This window comes from Rhizobium sp. BK591 (assembly GCF_014195045.1).
Classification (GTDB): Bacteria; Pseudomonadota; Alphaproteobacteria; order Rhizobiales; family Rhizobiaceae; genus Rhizobium; species Rhizobium anhuiense.
The window spans coordinates 18,386-32,550 of record NZ_JACIAZ010000009.1 but is presented as its reverse complement, the minus strand read 5'-3'; the positions used below and the strand labels follow the sequence as shown (position 1 = coordinate 32,550).

Genomic DNA, 14,165 nt, shown 5'->3' with positions numbered 1-14,165 from the left:
CAAGAGGGGACAATTCCTTGAGCTATCATTTCGAATTTGGCTGGCTGCTGCAATATTACCCTGAGATCATCAAGGGCATACTGGTCACCCTTGAGCTTATCGCGATCGGCGGTGTGCTCGGCATTGCCCTCGGCATCTTCTGCGCCTGGGTGCGCGCACTCGGCCCGGCCTGGCTGAAACCTGTCGTTGCGACCTATGTCGAACTGATCCGCAACACGCCCTTTCTGATCCAGCTCTTTTTCATCTTCTTCGGTCTGCCGTCGCTCGGCCTCCAGCTTCCCGAACTGACGGCCGCCAATCTCGCGATGGTCATCAACCTCGGCGCCTATAGCTGCGAAATTATCCGTGCGGGCATCCAGGCGACCCCGAAGGGCCAGTTCGAGGCAGGCGAGAGCCTCGCCATGACGCGCTTCGAAACCTTCCGCCATGTCGTTCTCGTGCCGTCACTGCAGCGCATCTGGCCGGCGCTATCGTCGCAGGTCGTCATCGTCATGCTCGGCTCATCGGTCGTGTCGCAGATCGCCGCCGAGGATCTGACCTTTGCGGCGAACTTCATACAATCACGAACCTTCCGCGCCTTCGAGGCCTACATCGTCTCGACATCAATCTATCTCGTCCTGGCAATCCTGCTCCGGCAGCTGCTGGGAGTGGTCGGCGGGTTCATTTTCCCGAGGAGGGCGGCACGATGATCGAGTTCACACTCTGGGACATCCTGCGCAACCTGCTGCTCTCCACCCGCTGGACGATCCTGCTTTCGCTCGTCTCGTTCATCGGCGGCAGCGTGGTCGGACTGGGGCTGCTGTTCCTGCGCATCAGCAAGCGCAAGGCATTCAGGGCAATCGCGAAATATTATATCGAGCTCTTCCAGGGCACGCCGCTGCTGATGCAGCTCTTCATCGCGTTTTTCGGCCTCGGCCTCTTCGGGATCGACGTGCCGGCCTGGCTTGCCGCAGGTTTGGCGCTCATCCTGTGGAGTGCTGCCTTCCTCGCCGAGATCTGGCGCGGCTGCGTCGAAGCGGTCGCCAAGGGGCAATGGGAAGCCTCTGCCAGCCTTGGCATGGGACGGCTGCAGCAGATGCGCTACGTCATCTTGCCCCAAGCGCTGAGGGTCGCCATACCGCCCACGGTCGGTTTCTCCGTTCAAATCGTCAAGGGTACGGCGCTGACCTCGATCATCGGCTTCGTCGAACTGTCGAAAGCCGGCACCGTGGTCACCAATGCCACCTTCCAGCCCTTCACCGTCTACGGGCTCGTCGCCCTCATCTATTTCGCCCTCTGCTGGCCTTTGTCGAAAAGCAGCCAGATCCTGGAAAGGAAGCTCAATGTCGCTCATCGAAATCACTGAAGTCCGCAAGAGCTATGGAACCACCGAGGTGCTGAAGGGCATCAATCTCGATGTCGAGGCTGGCGAAGTCATCGCCATTATCGGCAAGAGCGGCTCGGGAAAATCGACCCTGCTTCGCTGCATCAACGGCCTGGAGACCATCACCGACGGCTCGATCTCCGTGGCCGGCGCGCAGCTCCTCGATGACGAAGTGCATCTGAAGGCCTTGCGCCTCAAGGTCGGCATGATCTTTCAGCAGTTCAACCTCTTCCCGCACCTGACGGTCGGCGGCAACGTCATGCTGTCGCAGACCGTGGTCAAGAAAACCCCGAAGGCCGAAGCCGAAGCCACCGCCCGCAAGATGCTGGAGCGGGTGGGGCTGGGCCACAGGTTCGACGCCTATCCGGACGAGCTCTCGGGTGGCCAGCAGCAGCGCGTCGCCATCGCCCGCGCGCTCGCCATGCAGCCTGCAGCCCTTCTCTGTGACGAAATCACTTCCGCGCTCGATCCGGAACTGGTCGCCGAAGTTCTGGCCGTCGTGCGCGAGCTTGCCGCCGAGGGCATGACACTGCTGATGGTAACCCACGAGATGAAGTTCGCCCGCGACGTCTGCAACCGTGTCGTCTTCATGCATCAGGGCCGGGTCCACGAAGCAGGCCGGCCGGAGGAAGTCTTCGCCAATCCGCAGACGGCAGAGCTGAAGCAGTTCCTCGGTGTCAGTTAAGAAACGACGACATGCTCTCGCTTATGCCGGCCGGCGTCGTCGGCCGGCAGGATGAGAACGCACTGAGCCACTAGCGTAGCTCTTCATCCAGTTCCGCGTCGACGGCATCCAGAGCCGAAAAGGGCAGCATTTCTCCGCGCCGGGATTCCTCTTCCGCCCGCAACAGCGAGCATAGGGCATAGCGGCCATCTTCTTCGCGTGCCATATCTTCGCGAATAAGGGCGTCCAGATATTCACTCGGCATCGTGTACTGGCTCTTCCCGTTGGCGCGCATATCGACAAGGCGATTCTCATGACCATTCCTTCCAGCGTCTATTCAATGCCCGGAACGTGTTTTTTCGATCTGACTCCTGTCGCGGGCGGCGAGCCCTATCGCATATTCCTGTCCATTCCGGCAGAGAGACCACCAGCGGAAGGATGGCCGTTTCTCGTGTTGACCGACGGCAACGCCACTTTCCCCTTCGCGGTCGCCAGCTTGGTCACGCAGGCACCTTATCCCACGGGAACGAATGTCGGCTGGGGGGTGATCGCGGCGATCGGCTATCCGTGCGACGCGCCCTATGATCCACTCCGCCGGTCTTGGGATCTAGGGCCTCCGCCGGTCAAATCCTATCCGCCCTTCGTTGAGGGCGGTCCGCCGGTTGTCATCGGAGGGACCGGCAAGCTGCTCGATTTCATCGAGCACGAGCTTATACCGCGGATTGCAGAGATGGTGATCCTGGATCCCATGCGCCGATCGCTTTTCGGACATTCCTTCGGCGGCCTCTTTACTCTCTATGGCCTGTTCGAGCGTCCAAGTCTGTTTGCCAATTGGATTGCCGCCAGCCCAACCATCTATTGGGAGAACAGTGAAATTCTCAAGAATGAGGCGAACCGCCAAGTCATACCGGGAAAGGCATCCTTCCTGCATTTGTCCGCCGGAGAACACGAAGGCGATGAGCTGGCACCCTTCCAGTACCGGAACGAGGATGCCGCGACACGTCTGGAGAAGAGGAAGATCGAGCGGACCGTCCTCCTGGCGCGGGAGATGGCGGAGCGATTAAACGGCACCGCCGACGGATTGCGTACCGAATTCGAGCTGTATGCCGGCGAGACCCATATGTCGGTTCTTGCGGCGGCCGTCAATCGCGCGGTGAGCATTGCGTTCGCCGTCCAGGATTTGGCCGACAGATAACGCTCTCTGCAAAGGCTTCATCGGCGAAATGGCCTCCCCTCGGGAGTTGGTGGGGGCACTCCATATTGACAGAATCAGAGCAATAACACATCGAAGAAATGGTAAAAATCTGGCAGGGGACTGGGTAATGGATAGTCTAATAACGCTGATGACGGACCCTGCAGTGCGGGCACGCGTCGACAACGAATGGGATAAGCTGGAGACAGATTTTGCCGCAGCTTATGCCGCGATGCCAGTCAAGTACATGTCCCGAACAGAATTGTCCTTTCATTCCTACGTGAAGCTTTTGGGATTTCTCAGTATCGACGTGGCCTCACTCGAGGGAGACATCGTTGAGATCGGCGTCTGGAAAGGCAAGTCTCTCGCCTTTATGCAAAGGCTTTCGTCGCCTTCGACAAAACTCGTTGGAATCGATCCATTCGAATTGCCAGGACAACTTCAAGAAGTCGATTATTTTCGCAATGTTCTTTATAGAACCTGCATTTTGGTAAGAGGCTACTCGCAAAATGCCATCGAGCGCACGCTTCAGGCCACCAAACGGTTCAAGATTTTGCATATCGATGGCGGTCATGCGAGCGAGAATGTATGGGCAGATTTCCTTCTTTATGAGCGATTTGTCGTACCTGGTGGGTATATCGTCTTCGACGACTATGGCGATTTTGCCCATTCACCAGAAGTAGGACCCGCCGTAGATAGAATAGGTGCAGCGGGCCTTTTCGAAAATTATGATGTTTTGGGTCAATTGCCGGAGTACGAGAGCAGCTATGTCCTGCGAAAGCGAAAGGGCGAGTGAAATTCCCCGCTTCTCGAACGCCGGCGAGCATTCTGTCTTTACCCTCAGCCAGCTTTCGCGAGCTGCCTAAGACGCCTTAACACTTTCAATCCTCGCATCGGCCCGAAAATCGATTCCGATTTTCGGGCCGATGCGCTGGTAGGCGCACCATTGCAATCCATGACATCGACGGTTATCGCATTTTCGGTATAGCTGACGGCACTCCGGAAGCATGAGTTCGTTTGCTTTGATAAGCCGTTGTTCTCGTTCTCAATGAGAGCCACACTGGCTGGTGAAACCAGCCTATAGGCGCCTTTGCAGCGCAAGTTGGGCGGGGTTTCTGCGCAAGCCTGCGGCAGGGTTGGCTTGCTAAGTCGCAGTACGCCTTCACTTCGCGAGTCAGATCCATGAACATTGCTTATCCAGGATCGTGCTGCCGCATATGCTGAATTTAGCTGTCAGACAGGAGTAAGAACATTGGGATTCATGTTGAACGCGGAAGCGCTGAAGGATTATCAGCCAAATCGATATCCTTTCCTGATGATCGACTGCGTCACCGATGTCGAGCCAGGTAAATATGCAAAGGGCTACAAGAACCTCTCCAACAACGAGTGGTATTTTCCCATCCACTTTCCCGGCCGTCCGAACATGCCCGGCGCGCTGCAGCTTGAGGCGATGGCGCAGATGCTCACCGTCGCGATCACCACGCAGGAAGGGCTGAAGGGGATGGTCACTCATGCGCTTCAGCACACGGTGCGGTTTCGCAAGGAAGTTCTGCCGGGAGAGTGCCTGCAGATCGAAGCTTACGTGGACAGCTGGCGACGCGGCATATGTAAGGGTCACGCGACGGGCTATACCAACGGCACGATCGCTTGCGAGGCCGATATGTTGATTACGATACCGGAAATCCTAGAGCAGTTTCTTCCGAAGTAATGGACCGTTTCCACTTCATCATTGTCGGAGCCGGGGCCGCGGGAGCGGCAGCGGCCTGGCGGTTGACGTCGAAGGGATATCGGGTGCTGTGCCTTGACCGCGGCCCGCGGATGGAGCCCTCCAGTTACCCATCCACAGGCCCGGACTGGGAGATCCGAAAGAGGGCGGAGTTCAACCCAGCAATTGCAGAACGGCAGAACCGTTTCGATTACCCGGTTGATGACGCAGATTCCCCGATTGCGGTGTGCAACTTCAACGCTGTTGGTGGTTCAACGGTGTTGTATTCCGGTCATTTTCCACGGTTTCTTGAGCCTGATTTCTCGTTGAAGACCAATGAGGGCCTCGGTGAGGACTGGCCGCTGAGCTATGCCGAACTGATGCCGTATTTCGCATTGAACGAACGGCAGATGGGCATGTCCGGTCTCGTCGGCGATCCCTATTATCCGCACATCGAGGAGGCGCTTCCGCCTGTGCCGCTTGGCGTGGCGGGTGCCCGGCTCGCTCGGGCGTTCAATGAAAAACGCTGGCACTGGTGGCCAAGCTTTGCCGCAATCGCCACGCGGGACAAGGGCGGGCGCAGTGCCTGTCTCAACCTTGGCCCTTGCAACACGGGCTGCCCGCAAGGGGCCAAGGCGAGTGCCGACAATACCTATCTGACGGATGCGTTGAGGCAAGGACTAACGATTGTTCCCGAATTCGCTGTGTCGCGCGTCCTTGTCAAGGACGGTGTGGCCTATGGTGTCGAGGGTTTTGATGCGAACGGCGAGCGCCATGCGTTTCACGCCGACAACATCATCCTTGCTTCAAGCGCTATCGGTACGCCGCGCATTCTCCTCAACTCGAGGAATGCCGAGCGCCCGACAGGGATCGGCAATACGATGGGTCTCGTCGGCCGCAATCTGATGATCCATCCGCTTGGTTATGTGGAAGGCATCTTTGCCGAGCGGATGGACACGGACGCCGGCCCGCAGGGGTGCATGCTTTACAGCCTGCAGTTTTACCGTTCGCAAGAGGCGGGGCATAAGCTTGGTTATATGATGCATGCATTGCGGGGGACAGGCCCTGTCGAGACGGCGATGTCTGCGCTCGGCAAACGCAAGCTGCGTTTCGGGAGCGATATCTATGGCGATTTCGATGCGCTCTACGGCAAGCAACTCGTTGTGGCGATCATCTGCGAAGATCTGCCGGAGGTGGAGAATAGGATCGAGCTGGACGAAACACGACAGGATCGTTTCGGAGATCCGGGCATCAAGGTTCACTACAAGCTGCACGAAAATACGAAAAAGATGATGGTGCGCGGCATGACCCGCGGGCGCGAACTCATGGCGGCGGCGGGAGCCGTGAGAAGCTCGGCCTATGGCCCGGTCCGCAACACCGGATGGCATCTGCTCGGAACCGCGCGGATGGGCGACGATCCGCAGCACTCCGTCGTCGATCCATCGGGAAAAGTTCACGATACCGACAACCTCTACGTGATCGACTCCAGCGTCTTCGTCACCGGTTCCTGCGTTAATCCTGCCAATACCATTCAGGCAGTTGCCCTTCTCCTTTCGGATCGTATCGATGAACGTGTCAGACAGACCATTCTATAAACTGCTGGCAAGGATGTTTCCCGGTGAACCAGAAAGGTCGGTCCCGGCATTCGATGCAATTGCGGCCGCGCGCTTGGAAGAGCGGTTTGCCGGTCTGGCCGAGATTGATGCATTGATTCTGAAGGAGACGGAGGCCGCATGGCCGGAGGACGTCAATGTCCTGCTCAAGGCGCTGCGAAGTGGCGCACCGGATCTGGTCGATCATTTCACAGAGCAAGCGGTGGTCCTCTATTTTTCGACGCCGGCCGTCTCCAAGGCTCTCACCGGCAAACCGGTTCCGCTTTTCCCGAACCGGACCGTTATGGACGATATCGACTATGATCTCCTGGAACCGGTGATCGCCAATTGCGGAGGGCTTGCAGATGCCGAACGATCCTGAACGCGTTGCGGTCGTAACAGGCGGCAGCAGAGGTATAGGTCTCGCCGTTGTTCGGAAGCTGGTCGGGGACGGTTTTTCAGTCGCTGCCTGCAGCCGCCATCCGTCTCCCGCACTTCCGACGGGGGATGAAGGCGATGTCCGCTTCTTCCAGCTCGATCTCGCCGACCCGAATTCGGTGAAGGAATGTGCGCAGGCACTTCACCGGCAATACCAGCGCATCGATGCGCTGGTGAATTGCGCTGGTGTCGCTGCCGGCGGGCTGTTTTCGATGGTTTCGATCCAGGATCTGAAACGGATATTCGACGTTAATTACTTCAACCAAATTCTGTTTTCTCAATATGTGGCGAAGAGAATGGTACGCGCGAAGGCAGGCTCCATCGTCAATATCGCATCGACCGCCGGACTGCTTTCAGACGCGGGAACGCTCGCTTATGGGGGCAGCAAAGCTGCGCTGATCCACGCCACAAAGGTGATGGCGACCGAGCTGGGGCCATTCGGGATTCGCGTCAATGCCATTGCGCCCGCGGTGGTCGAAACCGACATGGCTCTTCAGATGGACGAAAAAGCAAGAACAGCGTTGGATGAGCGTTCGGCATTGGAGGGAGTGGTCGAAGTGGCCGACGTGGCCGAACTTGTCGCCTATCTGGTGTCCGATGCATCATCAAAGATGACCGGACAGATCCTGCGGCTGGACAGGGGGCTGCATTGAATCGCGAGCTGAACCGCTCAGTTCTGGAAACTCGCTAAAGCCGTTGCGGATATTGCTGCATTCTCGCGCCCTTCCACTATTTCGACGCGCCGGGATAGAAGCGACAGAATGTCCTTGCCATCCCAGAAGGGGTTGATATCGAGCGCCTTGCCGATAGGGACGATGCGGTCGATCGCGTGATTGGCAGAACCCGACTGGAGAGCGAGGAAGAGCGCCTGCGGTTGCAGTCCGAAATAGGTCAGTGTCTGTTCCTGCGGGCGAAGAAACGCTGCGATGTCGGAAGGCGCCTGTACGTCAATTTCTGCAAACTGGCCGAAGCGCAGCCGCGTTTCCTTCGGCAAGGATTGGCCGATACACCAGATATCCGGCGAATAGCGGTTGAGCGCCAGGGTTCCCCCGGTCGTGCGTATTGCATTCATCAGGTCGAGAAACTTGTCCAGTCGTGCGACCGTATCCAGACGAAAGTCCTGGCGATGCAGCTCTTCGTCGAGATGATGCCAGAAATCGACCTTGGCTTTGGCGATCGCGGCCGGTTCCCCAAGCCAGAAGATCTGACTTGGCGAGGAGCAGGCATTCTGGTCGACCAGATAGGTGTCGTTGAAGAAATCTCGCGCCAGTTTCGTCTTCTGTTCCGTCTCAAGCGCGGAATAGGCGCTGGCGTCGATCGCGGCCGATGATGTCCGGTCCGGAAAATAAAGCTCGACGGATCGAGGCTTCTTCGGCAGCGAGCGGAATTCGGCGACGGTCGCGTCGCCTCCCCAAACTGTCAGGCCATCAACCGCTGCAACGATCTCCTTGAGCTTGGCACTTCCCCGCGCCGTCTGGATGAATACATTGCCAACTGCGATCGATCGGAATGTTTCCGACTCTGCAGCGCCGTCGAATGCCCGCAAGAAGATATCGTTCTGTGGAAACGCCTTGCTCGGCATGCGCACAATGTTCGAATTGCCGGACAGCATGCCGAAGACCAACGAGAAGGCGAAATTGACGGGAATATTGGATGGCGCGATATGGGCCACAGTACCCCATCCACTGCGATATTCTGCATCTCGATATTGCTGCGAGAGTGTCCGCAGATTCGCCTTGCGGCAGAAATAGGCGAAGGTAACGAGGTCCGGATAATGCCGGGCATCGTTGTCCTTCATCAGACGACGGGAAAGCTCATGCAGAAAATCGACAACCCGCTCATCGAAGAAAGCGTGGCGTGACGAAAGATCGAATTGCTTCAGCCAGTCGCCCGCTTCGAACCTGTCGTCACGAATTATAGGCATCGCTGCATCCTCGAATTTCCGCCTTCTGCAGTCGGCCGTTGATTTTGACGATCGTGTTTCGATTGCCGCAGGAGCAGGATGCGCCGTCGAGCGTGAAGCCGACATCCTCAGTCAGCAACGAGTGGCCCGGATAGCTCTTCTGGATGGAGGAGAAGACCTGGATAAGGCCTTCCCGGCCGTGCGGGAGCGCATCGAGCGACGAAGTATCGCGAATGAGGGCATCGGAGCCGGGTGCGGCATGCATATTGCCGTGTTCGCACTCCATGAAGATCGTACCCGTTTGCTCGACCATGCCGTAATAATTCCGTATGTCGCTACAGCCGGTCCATTCGCGGACCTCGTCCTTGAACATCGCATCCGAGATCTTCTGATCGGCGAGTTTCTTCCATCCGCCGCCGTGCAGCAGGAAACTGTTTGACAGGTTGAGCCGCACATTCTGGCGGCGCAGCATCTGAACAAAGTTCAACCAGACGATAGAAGTGAAACCGAAGATGAAGATGCGGTTGTCGCGATTGCTTTCGGCGAAGGCCTGCACGCGATCGAGGTCGACGGAAAGTTCGTCGTCGAGCGCGAAATCGCGTCCTCTTGAGAACATGCTGAAACCATTGATCGCTGCCGTGCGCGCGGAAAATTTCCGACGATCGGCAACAGTGTTCTCCGCATCGATGACAAGCATCGGGAAGCGGCTTTTCGAGAAGGCGATCGAGAAGACCTCGACGAGCTTGCGCGATTGTGCCTGTGACGTTTCCTTGTCGAGATAGATCCTGGAAACCTGTCCGGTCGTGCCGGACGAGGTCATGATTTTGACGACCTCACTATCGGGGACGCTTTTGAGGTCGAAGTTCTTGAAGGCCCGGACTGGCAGATAGGGTGTTTCGGCGAGCGACGTCGCCGCGCGGTCGCCGAACATCGTGTGCACATAATGACCGTAAAGATCGCAATAAGCCTTGTGGTGCTCGGTCAACAAATTGATTTCGTTCAGGAACACAACAGGATCATTGGCGAGTTGGTCGTCGATAGCCATGGCGTTTCAGCCTCTTCGTCCCATGGCTGCCGTAGCAAGGCCGACCGTGGGCAGCGACGCCGAGTGATATTCCTCGTAGGTGGCGATCATGACGTTGAATATCCGTGCCAGATCGCTGGCGGTCAGCGCGCCGAAGAACGGCAGGCAAAGGACCTCCTTCGCCGCCTGAGTCGCTACCGGCAGGTTGGAAGCCTGCGCGGAAGGCTGGTTCTTATAGTGCGGGGCATCGCTGCAAAGCGGGTAGAAATATTTGCGCGCGAGCACGTTCTTTTCGCGGAATCTGCTGTAGAGGATGTCGCGTGTGAAGCCGGATTGATCGGGATCGATGCGTACCGGCAGATATTGATAGCTCGGCGTGACACCGGCCTGTGGCTCGAGGATGGTGACGCCGCGCATGGCGGAGATCAACGTGCGGTATTGCTCGAGCAATGACCGGCGACGTTCCCATTCATCCTTCACCATGTCGAGTACGGCAAGGCCGACGCCCGCTTGCAGTTCGTTCATTTTGCCGTTGAGGCCGGCGAGCAGGATTGTTTCTTCGTTGGCAATGCCAAAATTCCGCTGAAGGTAGATCGTGCGCTGAAGTTCCGCATGCGGTGAAATCAGCGCACCGCCTTCGACGGTATGAAAAAGCTTCGTTGCGTGAAAGCTGTGCATCGTGATGTCGCCGAAGAGGCTGATCGGCTTCCCGTCGACACGCGTGGCAAAGGCGTGAGCAGCGTCGTAGATGACTTTGATGCCGTGCTTTGCCGCGAGCGCATCAATGGCCTTCACGTCGCATGCAATGCCGTAGACATGAACGCCGAGGATGGCGCAGGTGCGGTCCGTGATAAGGCTTTCGATCCGAACCGGGTCGATGGTCAGCGTGACGGGATCGATATCGCAAAATACCGGCGTCAGTCCGCAGGCATCGATGACGTGTACACTCGCCGGAAAGGTGAAGGGCGTGACGATGACCTCGCCGCCGGCAGGCAGGTCGAGGCTTTTCAGCGCGATCTGCAGGGCGACGGTGCCGTTATTGAACAGGCTAACGAAGGGAACGTCGAGAAAGTGGGCAAGCCGTGATTCCAGTTCACGGTGCTGAGCACCCATGTTGGTCAGCCAGGCGGTAGCCCAGATGTCGGCGAGGGTACGGTTGACCGTTGCGAGATCGGGAAGGAGCGGCTTCGTTACTGGAACAATGGGTAGTTCGTTCGCCGTCATTTCACTGCTCCATATCACGATATATGCCACAAGGCGGAAACCGGGCCTTGATTGTCTCCGCAGACTAGGGGGGTTAGCTTTCTCGTGGCTTGCGCGCGGGATGCCGGACGGTCAGCAAGAGGGCAAAAGACTCGCACAAGGTTAAATTGGAAAAATCGGCGGCGAGATGGTTTGAGATGGGCCGTTTCCGCGCAGAAACCGCTTCCGAAAGTGCAGTCCGCCTGATGATCTCACACGCTTCGAGTGGTCGCCGTATCGTCGTCAATGAGGCGCCCGTGGAACATGCCGCAGCGAGCTGCTCTTCGACAACAAGCGTTTTGAGCAGACAACGACTGCCGGAAATCAGGGCACTGGCCGTGCCGCCCCATCGACAGTCGCCAGGCATCGACTTCATCCGACATTGAATCTCGTGCTGGGGAACTGCGCGCGCCGCGCCAGCGTCATGCCACTTCCAACCACTCACGGGTGAGACAACCGCAAAAAGGACCAGCAATGCCCCGAGTATCGATCTGCATCCCCGCCTACAAGCCGGATTTCTTTGAGCAAGCCTTGAAGAGTGCCATCGGGCAAAGCTATGGCGATACGGAGATTATCGTTTCAGACGATTGCCCAACGGATGCAATCGCAAATATCTGCGAGCGATATCAGCAGCATCTCTCCTATAGCCGAAATCCGAAGCCGAGCGAGTTTTCCAATGTCATCCGGCTGGCCAATCTTGCGAACGGCGAATACATCAAGTTTCTGTTCGATGATGACATTATCAACCCATTCTGCGTTCAGTTCCTGCTCGAGACACTGGAGGAGAGCCGCCATCTCGGCACGAGGCTCGCCTTTTCGCCGCGTTACCTGATCGATGGGAAAAACCGCATCACGTCGCTGGTCAATCACTTCGGCATCGCCGACCAGGCAAAGGTCATCGACGGCGGCGCCTTCATCCGTGTGACAGCTGTCAATCACATGAACCTGATTGGCGAGTTCTCGAGCGTGATGTTCCGAAAGGAAGATTGCTTCGACGAGAACGGCGCATTCCGCCTGTTTCGCGTCGATGAGGATGGGATCTTCCGCGGCATCCTTGATCTATCGGCATGGATCGATCTCGCCAAACGCGGCCCGATCATCGGACATCCGCATCCGCTTTCCTATTTCCGCCAGCATGCCAATTCGACCTCAAATCACGAGATCAATCCGCTCTTCATCAACGGCATTCTTTACTATGAGGAAGTAATGAAGATGGCCTTCGAAAAGGGCTATATGACAAGAGAGGATCTGCCGGCCTCCATGCGCCGTCTGCTCGAGCACTACGGCTACTGGCAGAACGCTTATCCGCAGTTGAGGGCCCGGATCGTCGACTTGCAGGCCATGCTGGCGAAGCTCTGATATTGCCGATAGGCTGCTGCAGGACAGATGCGGCTCTGCCGCCTTTGATTTCGCAGAGGTCTACAGGAAACGCTCGGACAGCGTAACGTAGTCCGGCTTTCCGGCGGAGGTGAGCGGTAGGGTTTCGGAGACAACCACCCTTGCAACAGACGGGTGGAAATTGAAGTTATCCTTCAATGCCGTCTGCGCTCGCTCCGCGTCCGGCTCCCTGATGCAGACCATCAGGCGGTTTTCGGCACCGATGACGATGCAATCAAGCCCGCCGGACTTCAGCACGGACTCCGCATGATCGAGATTGACTGAAATTCCGTGCAGTTTGATGAAGCGCTTCTTACGGCCCACGATTGTGATGAACCCGTCCTCATCGATTTTGGCATAGTCTCCGGTATAAAGTTTACCGTGGAATTCGTCGCCCTTTTCAAGGTCTTGAGCGGAGGTCGCATACCCCATCGACACGTTCTGGCCGACATAGAGCAGCTCACCTTCACCGATCGGCTCGCCCGTTTCCGCGATCAAAGCTCGACCGCCGGGCAGCGGAATGCCGACGCTTCCCAGCTTCTCGATCGCCTGGCCGGGGGGGACATAGGAAATGCGCGGGGCAGCCTCGGTCTGGCCATACATGGTGAAATAGCGCACGCCATGATCGGCGAAATACTGCCAGAAATGGCGAGTCAGTTCCGGTGCCAGGCGCCCGCCGGCCTGCGTCACGCAGACGAGATTGCCAAGGCAGGCCTCGCTCAGGCGAATGCGCCGCAATGTTTCGAATGTGAAGGGCACGCCGGCAAGGTCGGTAACTCTCTCCTCTTCGATCATTTGCCAAATGCTCCTGTCGAGGATGGACTTATCAGTCAACACCATGCAGGCGCGCGCAAATATCGTATTGTGGAGAACGGAAAGCCCGTAGGAGTAATGAAATGGCAGAAGGCTGACCGTAATGCGTTCTCCGGTCATGCCGAGATATTCGACGATCGAACGCGTGCAGGCATCGATATTGTTGGCCGTCAGTCGCACGCATTTAGGGTCGCCTGTCGAACCCGAGGTGGGAATGAGCAAGGCAAGATCTTGATGCAGCGTCGTGTTTACGACCGACGACCGCTCGAACAGAGCCTTTGTGCCCAATCGCCCGTTTGGCGCATAGTCTTCCAGCGCCATCTCTGCGGGAGCGACGATGTAACGGGGGGTATAGGCTCCCACGGTGCGTTCCAGCGAGTGACGGGTCAGTTCACCGTCGACCAACATGGGCACGAGGCCTTTCCGCAAGGCTCCCAGATAGGCCGCAACGGTTTCGGGCGACCGATCGCACAGAATCAGTACGATCGCCCTGTCGGCCTTGGAGAATAGCGCATCTCCGAATCCGAAAACGTCGTTGTAGCTGTAGCGGCGTCCATCGGCGATCAGGAACGTCCTGTCATCGGCGCCATCCGAGAGGCTTTGCCAGAACATTCAGAACGACACGCCGTATTTCTCGAGCGTCTTCAGGCCGGTCTTGTACGAGCCGAAATCGACCACGTCGTCCATATCAAGCATGATGTCGAACGTATCCTCAAGAGATGCGATAAGCGCCATGTGACCGACCGAGTCCCAAGCGCGGATGCTCTGATACTGGAGGCCGTCGCTCAAATCCTCGGCGCCAATACCGAACGTTTCGATGAAAGCGGCATCGTATTTTTCTTTGTTGCTCAT

At 57.5% G+C, this 14,165-nt stretch carries 16 protein-coding genes and 1 pseudogene; 11 read left to right on the top strand and 6 right to left on the bottom strand.

Going from position 1 to position 14,165, the window contains the following annotated elements:
• Positions 1–17 precede the first annotated feature (17 nt).
• From FHX10_RS30605 to FHX10_RS30595, 3 genes are read left to right on the top strand one after another with little or no spacing between them, the layout of a single operon-like run.
• Entirely contained in the window at positions 18–689 is a 672-nt protein-coding gene (locus FHX10_RS30605; protein ID WP_047616948.1) for an amino acid ABC transporter permease, read from the top strand.
• Complete coding sequence (locus tag FHX10_RS30600) at positions 686–1,345, top strand: amino acid ABC transporter permease (RefSeq protein WP_063474010.1); 660 nt, start codon at positions 686–688, stop codon at positions 1,343–1,345. Before FHX10_RS30605 ends, FHX10_RS30600 begins: the two co-directional genes overlap by 4 nt.
• Entirely contained in the window at positions 1,323–2,048 is a 726-nt protein-coding gene (locus FHX10_RS30595) for an amino acid ABC transporter ATP-binding protein (RefSeq protein WP_047613813.1), read from the top strand. Before FHX10_RS30600 ends, FHX10_RS30595 begins: the two co-directional genes overlap by 23 nt.
• Before the next feature lie 70 nt (positions 2,049–2,118).
• Here FHX10_RS30595 and FHX10_RS30590 read toward each other — a convergent pair whose 3' ends face one another.
• A complete protein-coding gene (locus FHX10_RS30590) occupies positions 2,119–2,292 on the bottom strand; it encodes a hypothetical protein (RefSeq protein WP_244604819.1) in 174 nt (57 codons plus the stop codon).
• A gap of 48 nt (positions 2,293–2,340) precedes the next feature.
• Between FHX10_RS30590 and FHX10_RS30585 the strand changes: the two genes are divergently transcribed.
• From FHX10_RS30585 to FHX10_RS30560, 7 genes and pseudogenes are all read left to right on the top strand, one after another.
• Positions 2,341–3,222, top strand: coding sequence for an alpha/beta hydrolase (locus FHX10_RS30585; protein ID WP_132574771.1), 882 nt, complete (start codon positions 2,341–2,343; stop codon positions 3,220–3,222).
• Between the two features lie 127 nt (positions 3,223–3,349).
• Positions 3,350–4,015 (top strand): class I SAM-dependent methyltransferase, encoded by a 666-nt coding sequence (locus tag FHX10_RS30580; protein ID WP_063474007.1) that lies wholly within the window; start codon positions 3,350–3,352, stop codon positions 4,013–4,015.
• A 465-nt stretch (positions 4,016–4,480) separates the two neighbouring features.
• Entirely contained in the window at positions 4,481–4,927 is a 447-nt protein-coding gene (fabZ, locus tag FHX10_RS30575) for a 3-hydroxyacyl-ACP dehydratase FabZ (RefSeq protein WP_174824469.1), read from the top strand.
• Positions 4,927–5,052 (top strand): annotated as a pseudogene (locus FHX10_RS35515) (FAD-dependent oxidoreductase); the annotation flags it as partial. The gene fabZ and the pseudogene FHX10_RS35515, both read left to right, overlap by 1 nt.
• 198 nt (positions 5,053–5,250) lie before the next feature.
• On the top strand, positions 5,251–6,519 hold the full coding sequence (locus tag FHX10_RS30570; protein WP_244604824.1) for a GMC oxidoreductase: 1,269 nt from the start codon (positions 5,251–5,253) through the stop codon (positions 6,517–6,519).
• Positions 6,520–6,592: 73 nt separating this feature from the next.
• A complete protein-coding gene (locus FHX10_RS30565) occupies positions 6,593–6,898 on the top strand; it encodes a hypothetical protein (protein ID WP_246781270.1) in 306 nt (101 codons plus the stop codon).
• Positions 6,882–7,607, top strand: a complete 726-nt coding sequence (locus tag FHX10_RS30560) for an SDR family NAD(P)-dependent oxidoreductase (protein ID WP_183845259.1) — start codon at positions 6,882–6,884, stop codon at positions 7,605–7,607. The genes FHX10_RS30565 and FHX10_RS30560 overlap by 17 nt, the downstream gene beginning before the upstream one ends.
• Positions 7,608–7,624: 17 nt before the next feature.
• Here FHX10_RS30560 and FHX10_RS30555 read toward each other — a convergent pair whose 3' ends face one another.
• The 3 genes from FHX10_RS30555 to FHX10_RS30545 are packed head-to-tail and all read right to left on the bottom strand — an operon-like array spanning position 7,625 to position 11,105.
• Positions 7,625–8,878 (bottom strand): acyl-CoA reductase, encoded by a 1,254-nt coding sequence (locus FHX10_RS30555; RefSeq protein WP_183845258.1) that lies wholly within the window; start codon positions 8,876–8,878, stop codon positions 7,625–7,627.
• Positions 8,862–9,902 (bottom strand): long-chain fatty acid--CoA ligase, encoded by a 1,041-nt coding sequence (locus FHX10_RS30550; RefSeq protein ID WP_183845257.1) that lies wholly within the window; start codon positions 9,900–9,902, stop codon positions 8,862–8,864. The genes FHX10_RS30555 and FHX10_RS30550 overlap by 17 nt, the downstream gene beginning before the upstream one ends.
• Before the next feature lie 6 nt (positions 9,903–9,908).
• Complete coding sequence (locus FHX10_RS30545; RefSeq protein WP_183845256.1) at positions 9,909–11,105, bottom strand: DegT/DnrJ/EryC1/StrS family aminotransferase; 1,197 nt, start codon at positions 11,103–11,105, stop codon at positions 9,909–9,911.
• A gap of 492 nt (positions 11,106–11,597) precedes the next feature.
• Between FHX10_RS30545 and FHX10_RS30540 the strand changes: the two genes are divergently transcribed.
• A complete protein-coding gene (locus FHX10_RS30540; protein WP_028758662.1) occupies positions 11,598–12,482 on the top strand; it encodes a glycosyltransferase family 2 protein in 885 nt (294 codons plus the stop codon).
• A gap of 60 nt (positions 12,483–12,542) precedes the next feature.
• Here FHX10_RS30540 and FHX10_RS30535 read toward each other — a convergent pair whose 3' ends face one another.
• Both FHX10_RS30535 and FHX10_RS30530 read right to left on the bottom strand, forming a co-directional pair.
• Positions 12,543–13,925: an AMP-binding protein gene (locus FHX10_RS30535; protein WP_183845255.1), complete on the bottom strand. Its 1,383-nt coding sequence runs from the start codon at positions 13,923–13,925 to the stop codon at positions 12,543–12,545.
• Entirely contained in the window at positions 13,926–14,165 is a 240-nt protein-coding gene (locus tag FHX10_RS30530; protein WP_007637453.1) for a hypothetical protein, read from the bottom strand.

Bases quoted from the DNA above. Each gene is read 5' to 3' on its own strand.
- FHX10_RS30600 (WP_063474010.1), top strand. From the start codon at position 686: ATGATCGAGTTCACACTCTGGGACATCCTGCGCAACCTGCTGCTCTCC.
- FHX10_RS30595 (WP_047613813.1), top strand. From the start codon at position 1,323: ATGTCGCTCATCGAAATCACTGAAGTCCGCAAGAGCTATGGAACCACC.
- FHX10_RS30590 (WP_244604819.1), bottom strand. From the start codon at position 2,292: ATGCCGAGTGAATATCTGGACGCCCTTATTCGCGAAGATATGGCACGC.
- FHX10_RS30585 (WP_132574771.1), top strand. From the start codon at position 2,341: ATGACCATTCCTTCCAGCGTCTATTCAATGCCCGGAACGTGTTTTTTC.
- FHX10_RS30580 (WP_063474007.1), top strand. From the start codon at position 3,350: ATGGATAGTCTAATAACGCTGATGACGGACCCTGCAGTGCGGGCACGC.
- fabZ (WP_174824469.1), top strand. From the start codon at position 4,481: ATGTTGAACGCGGAAGCGCTGAAGGATTATCAGCCAAATCGATATCCT.
- FHX10_RS30560 (WP_183845259.1), top strand. From the start codon at position 6,882: ATGCCGAACGATCCTGAACGCGTTGCGGTCGTAACAGGCGGCAGCAGA.
- FHX10_RS30555 (WP_183845258.1), bottom strand. From the start codon at position 8,878: ATGCCTATAATTCGTGACGACAGGTTCGAAGCGGGCGACTGGCTGAAG.
- FHX10_RS30550 (WP_183845257.1), bottom strand. From the start codon at position 9,902: ATGGCTATCGACGACCAACTCGCCAATGATCCTGTTGTGTTCCTGAAC.
- FHX10_RS30545 (WP_183845256.1), bottom strand. From the start codon at position 11,105: ATGACGGCGAACGAACTACCCATTGTTCCAGTAACGAAGCCGCTCCTT.
- FHX10_RS30540 (WP_028758662.1), top strand. From the start codon at position 11,598: ATGCCCCGAGTATCGATCTGCATCCCCGCCTACAAGCCGGATTTCTTT.
- FHX10_RS30535 (WP_183845255.1), bottom strand. From the start codon at position 13,925: ATGTTCTGGCAAAGCCTCTCGGATGGCGCCGATGACAGGACGTTCCTG.
- FHX10_RS30530 (WP_007637453.1), bottom strand. From the start codon at position 14,165: ATGAGCAACAAAGAAAAATACGATGCCGCTTTCATCGAAACGTTCGGT.